The sequence below is a fragment of the Pantoea sp. CTOTU49201 genome, assembly GCF_032054795.1.
GTDB classification, from domain to species: Bacteria; Pseudomonadota; Gammaproteobacteria; order Enterobacterales; family Enterobacteriaceae; genus Pantoea; species Pantoea symbiotica.
On sequence record NZ_DAMBSA010000348.1, the window covers coordinates 1 to 5,046 of the forward strand.

Sequence of the window (5,046 nt, forward strand, 5' to 3'; positions counted from 1 at the left end):
CGTCGTTTGCAGCAACAGCATCAGCTCGCCTATCTGTTTATCAGTCATGATTTGCAGGTGGTACGCGCGCTCTGCCATCAGCTGATTGTGCTGCGTCAGGGCGAAGTGGTGGAACAAGGTGATTGCGAAGCGCTGTTTAACGCACCAGCAGCCGATTACACGCGGCAGCTACTGGCGTCAGCGCAGGGAAAAGATCTGAGTCAGTGACCATCGAAGGTTTCGGCGATAGCGACACCCTGATTTTTCAGGCAGCAGTTGGTCGCGCTTTCGTCATCGCGTTGAATCAGCAGACAAGGTTGCCCTTCACACTGGGCAATTTTGCACTCGACCTGAATCTGCGCCAGCGTTTCTTTCAGCTGGTGCAGAATTTCCAGTGCCGGATGACCATCGTGGCTCAGCAGGCGCAGGACCACTAAATCTTCGGCATGTACGCCATTCGCCGCTTCCTGACGCTCAATTTCACCTGCATGTTCAAGCGACCAGCGATAATGTTGTGGCAAGCGATGCACAACGGAAAGTTGCAGCATAGTTATACGGCCCCCAGAGACGTTAACTTTATTCACGACGACGGCATAACGTGGTGAATCCCAACCTGGTTAGCTCTGAATACCAATTCAGTCTGCCTTCTCGTTTTAAGCACAAAGCATGTAGCCAATTTATAATTTGCGAGGCTTCTCACATTTATGCCTATGTTTACCGTGTTCGGCTGCGGTTAACAATCATTTTAGACGCAATCTCGTTACTTTTTTATCTCTAAATTTTCACATAATGGAAACATTAAGCATAACGAATGAATGGGGATTAGCGAGTGAGGGAGGAGATTTAAGTTAGGCCAGGTCGCCATGAATGGCGACCCTACGGAAAGATTCAGGATATGTAGGGTCGCCGTTCATGGCGACCTTGAGGATGTCACGCTGCCTGTTGAGGCCGTGAAGCATAAGTGAACAGCACAATCGAGATGGTGGCGCACAGCGCAATCGTAGCCACCATCGGCCATGCGCTGTTAATGCTGACTAACGAGAGCAGCGCGCCGACTAACGCACCGACACCAAAACGCAGCGTGCCCGCCAGTGAAGAAGCCGTGCCCGCCATGTGCGGGAACTCATCCAGAATCACCGCCATCGCATTCGACGATACCGTTGAGACGCAGCCAATAAACATCGCCACGCCAAACACCAGCGACAGGAAACCTAAATCCAGCGCGCTGGAGATCAGCAGCCAAACGCCCATCGCGAACTGAATCACCAATCCCAGGCGGAACATTTTCACCGGACCAAAGCGGCGCACGGCGCGGCTGTTGATCAGTGTCATCACGAACAGAAACACCACGTTCAGGCCAAAGTAATAGCCGAAGTTCTGCGGTGAAACGTGGTTCACTTCGATGTACACAAACGGACCGGCGTTGAGGAAGGTGAATAATCCGGCAAAGGAGAAACCGCTCGCCAGCATGTAACTGAAGGCGCGTTTATGGCGCACCAGCGCCACAAAGTTACCCAAGGTGGTACGCAGATGAAAACGCTGTCGCTGTTCGGGCTTGAGCGTTTCACGGATTTGCGTCACCACCAGCATCGTGGTGATCAGCGCGGCACCCGCCAGCGTCCAGAAGATGGCGTGCCAGTTCCACAGCAACAGCAGCCAGCCACCGATAATCGGCGCCAGCAGAGGCGCGATGGTGGTCACCAGCATCACGAACGACATCATGCGCGAGAAGTCCTCTTTCGAGTAGGTATCGCGCATTAAGGCGTTGATCACCACGCTGGCAGCGGCGGCCGATAAGCCGTGCAGGAAGCGCATAAAGATCAGCTGATCGATAGTTTGTGACAGCGCACAAGCCGCAGCGGCGCAGGCAAAGATCAGCGTGCCCAGCACAATCACCGGTTTACGTCCGTAGCTATCTGCCAGCGGGCCATACACTAACTGGCCAATGGCGAAACCGAGGATGTAGAGGTTGAGCGTCATCTGCACGCTGCCCGCCGAAACCGCAAACTCATGGGCGATTTGCGGCATGGCCGGCAGATACATATCAATCGAAAGCGGCATCAACATCGCCAGCAATCCGAGGATGACCACTAAACCAACCGGTGAATTCTTTTCCTTGCGCACCGCGTTCTCCCGCTATTTGCGTTGTTTGAGTTCTTCTGGCAGGCCGATGCTGTCGACCTCTTGCTGGGTCAATTCACGATATTCACCTTCACCGAGATCTTCATCGAGCTCGATGTCACCAATACGTTCGCGATGCAGCGCCGATACATGGTTACCCATCGCCGCAAACATGCGTTTGACCTGATGGTAGCGCCCTTCGCTGATGGTCAAGCGTGCCGCTTTCTCATCAAGAATCTCCAGCACGGCCGGTTTGGTGAGTTCTTTTTCATTGTGCAGCTGTACACCTGCAGCAAACTTCTCAACCAGTTCTGGATCGATCGGCTCTTCGACTTCCACCAGATAGGTTTTTTCCAGGTGATGCTTCGGTGAGGTAATGCGGTGTGACCATTGGCCATCGTCGGTCAGCAGCACCAAACCGGTGGTGTCGATATCGAGACGTCCCGCCGCATGCAACTTGAACGCCGCTGGTTCTTCGATAAAGAACAGCACGGTGGGATGATCGGGATCGTCGGTTGAGCAGACGTAACCTTGCGGCTTGTTCAGCATGAAATAGCGCGGGCCTTGCTGCACCACCAGTGGATTGCCGTCGTATTCGACTTCATCGTCTGGCAATACTTTGTAAGCCGCATCGCGCACGACTTCGCCGTTAATGGTGACTTTTTTGGCGCGGATTTCGCGTCCAGCGATAGCACGGCTAACTTCCAGTTGCTGAGATATGAATTTTTCGAGTCGCATGAATTCGCTTTGCCTGTTACTGCGGGGGAAACTGAAACGGTGTTTTTGTCCGTTAAGAAAGTGTGGGCAGTATAGCTTGATCCTTAGACTGCTAACAGTAGTGAACCTGCGTTTAACTGGCTTTCATGCCATAATGCGCGTCCGTTCCAGAAAAAAGTTTGCCCCGATGTCATTCACCCTGCGCCCATACCAACAAGAGGCGGTTGACGCCACGCTCAACCACTTTCGTCGCCATGCTACGCCTGCGGTGATTGTGCTGCCGACCGGCGCGGGTAAAAGCCTGGTGATTGCTGAACTGGCGCGGTTAGCGCGCGGACGAGTATTGGTGCTGGCCCACGTGAAAGAGCTGGTGGAGCAGAACCACAGTAAATATCAGGCGTATGGCCTGCAAGCCGACATCTTCGCCGCCGGTTTGCAGCGCAAGCAGAGCGAAAGCAAAGTGGTGTTTGGCAGCGTGCAGTCGGTGGCGCGCAATCTCGATCGCTTCGACAGCGCCTTTTCGCTGGTGATCGTCGATGAGTGTCACCGCATTAGCGATAACGAAGAGAGCCAGTATCAGCTGCTGTTCGCCCACCTGCGGCAACATAATCCGCAGCTGCGCCTGTTGGGTTTGACCGCCACGCCCTTCCGTCTCGGCAAAGGCTGGATTTACCAGTTCCACTATCACGGCATGGTGCGCGGTGATGAGAAAGCACTGTTCCGCGACTGCATTTATGAGCTGCCGCTGCGCTATATGATTAAACACGGCTTTCTGGTGCCGCCGGAGCGCTTAGATATGCCGGTGGTGCAGTACGATTTCAGCCGTCTGATCCCGCAGAATAATGGGCTGTTTAGCGAAGCCGATCTCAACCGCGAGCTGAAACAACAGCATCGCGTGACGCCGCATATTATCCGGCAGATTGCTGAGTTTGCTGAAGATCGACGCGGGGTGATGGTGTTTGCTTCTACCGTGGAACATGCCCGTGAAATTCTCACGCTGCTGCCCGAAAACAGCGCGCTGGTCTCGGCGGAAACGGCGGTGAAAGATCGTGACCGCTTGATTGCTGAATTTAAAGCGCAGCAGCTGAAGTTCCTCGTCAACGTCGCCGTTCTGACCACCGGCTTTGACGCGCCCCACGTTGATTTGATCGCCATTCTGCGCCCTACCGAATCCGTCAGCCTCTATCAGCAGATTGTCGGTCGCGGTTTGCGCCTGTCGCCCGGCAAAACCGATTGTCTGGTGCTGGATTACGCCGGAAATCCACACGATCTTTTTACCCCTGAAGTCGGCGCGCCGAAAGGTGCCAGCGACAATCAGCCGGTGCAGGTGTTTTGTCCCGCGTGCGGATTCGCCAATACCTTCTGGGGCAAAACCACTGAAGATGGTCACATCATTGAGCATTTTGGTCGCCGCTGTCAGGGCGTGCTGGAAGATGATGAAGGCGAGCGCGAGCAGTGTGATTACCGCTTCCGCTTTAAAAGCTGCCCGGATTGCGGCGCCGAGAATGACATCGCCGCGCGGCGCTGCAATCAATGCGACAAAATTCTGGTCGACCCGGATGACATGCTGAAAGCCGCGCTGAAACTGAAAGATGCGCGCGTGTTGCGCTGTGCTGGCATGGTGCTGGAGCAAGGACGCGATGACAAAGGTGAATGGCTGAAAGCCACCTATTTCGATGAAGATGGCACCAGCGTCAGCGAGCGTTTTCGCCTGCAAACGCCAGCACAACGTAAAGCCTTTGAGCAGCTGTTTATGCGTCCGCATCAGCGCGCGCCAGGCGTGGAACTTGGCTGGCAAACCGCAGCAGATGTGATCGCCTTACAGCCTTTATTACGCCATCCGGACTTTGTGGTGGCACGCGCAAAAGGCCATTTTTGGCAGATCCGCGAAAAAATGTTTGATTATCAGGGCCGTTATCGTCGCGCCAATGAGCTGCGATAAGCGGCGGAATCATTTGCCCCTGCGGCATCATTGGGGCTATAATGCCGCCCGCTTTTGCATCCGTAAAAGCAGTTTGAATAACCGTCCTGTTGCTGGGTCGCCTGTAGCAGGAATTATTGAAGAGACATCAAATGTTCACTATTAACGCTGAAGTACGTAAAGACCAGGGTAAGGGTGCGAGCCGCCGCCTGCGTGTAGCAAACAAATTCCCAGCCATCATCTATGGCGGAAATGAAGCACCAGTTGCTATCGAACTGGACCACGATGCTGTAATGAACGTGCAGGTT

At 54.3% G+C, this 5,046-nt stretch carries 5 protein-coding genes and 1 pseudogene; 3 read left to right on the forward strand and 3 right to left on the reverse strand.

Going from position 1 to position 5,046, the window contains the following annotated elements:
- Nucleotides 1-207: pseudogene (locus tag RTY00_RS19610) on the forward strand (microcin ABC transporter ATP-binding protein); the annotation flags it as partial.
- Here RTY00_RS19610 and RTY00_RS19615 read toward each other — a convergent pair.
- The 3 genes from RTY00_RS19615 to rsuA all read right to left on the reverse strand — a co-directional run bounded on the left by RTY00_RS19615 (nt 201) and on the right by rsuA (nt 2,838).
- Nucleotides 201-527 (reverse strand): hypothetical protein, encoded by a 327-nt coding sequence (locus RTY00_RS19615; protein WP_008105027.1) that lies wholly within the window; start codon nt 525-527, stop codon nt 201-203. The pseudogene RTY00_RS19610 and the gene RTY00_RS19615 sit on opposite strands and share 7 nt — an antisense overlap.
- 382 nt (nt 528-909) lie before the next feature.
- Nucleotides 910-2,103, reverse strand: coding sequence for a Bcr/CflA family multidrug efflux MFS transporter (locus RTY00_RS19620; protein WP_312665651.1), 1,194 nt, complete (start codon nt 2,101-2,103; stop codon nt 910-912).
- 12 nt (nt 2,104-2,115) lie between these two features.
- A complete protein-coding gene (gene rsuA, locus RTY00_RS19625; protein ID WP_061717809.1) occupies nt 2,116-2,838 on the reverse strand; it encodes a 16S rRNA pseudouridine(516) synthase RsuA in 723 nt (240 codons plus the stop codon).
- A 166-nt stretch (nt 2,839-3,004) separates the two neighbouring features.
- Here rsuA and RTY00_RS19630 point away from each other — a divergent pair, with 166 nt between their 5' ends.
- Nucleotides 3,005-4,759 (forward strand): DEAD/DEAH box helicase family protein, encoded by a 1,755-nt coding sequence (locus RTY00_RS19630; protein ID WP_312665653.1) that lies wholly within the window; start codon nt 3,005-3,007, stop codon nt 4,757-4,759.
- Nucleotides 4,760-4,890: 131 nt separating this feature from the next.
- Nucleotides 4,891-5,046 (forward strand): 50S ribosomal protein L25 (rplY, locus tag RTY00_RS19635; protein ID WP_312665655.1); only part of this gene is annotated, 156 nt, incomplete at its 3' end.

Bases quoted from the DNA above. Each gene is read 5' to 3' on its own strand.
- RTY00_RS19615 (WP_008105027.1), bottom strand. From the start codon at position 527: ATGCTGCAACTTTCCGTTGTGCATCGCTTGCCACAACATTATCGCTGG.
- rsuA (WP_061717809.1), bottom strand. From the start codon at position 2,838: ATGCGACTCGAAAAATTCATATCTCAGCAACTGGAAGTTAGCCGTGCT.
- RTY00_RS19630 (WP_312665653.1), top strand. From the start codon at position 3,005: ATGTCATTCACCCTGCGCCCATACCAACAAGAGGCGGTTGACGCCACG.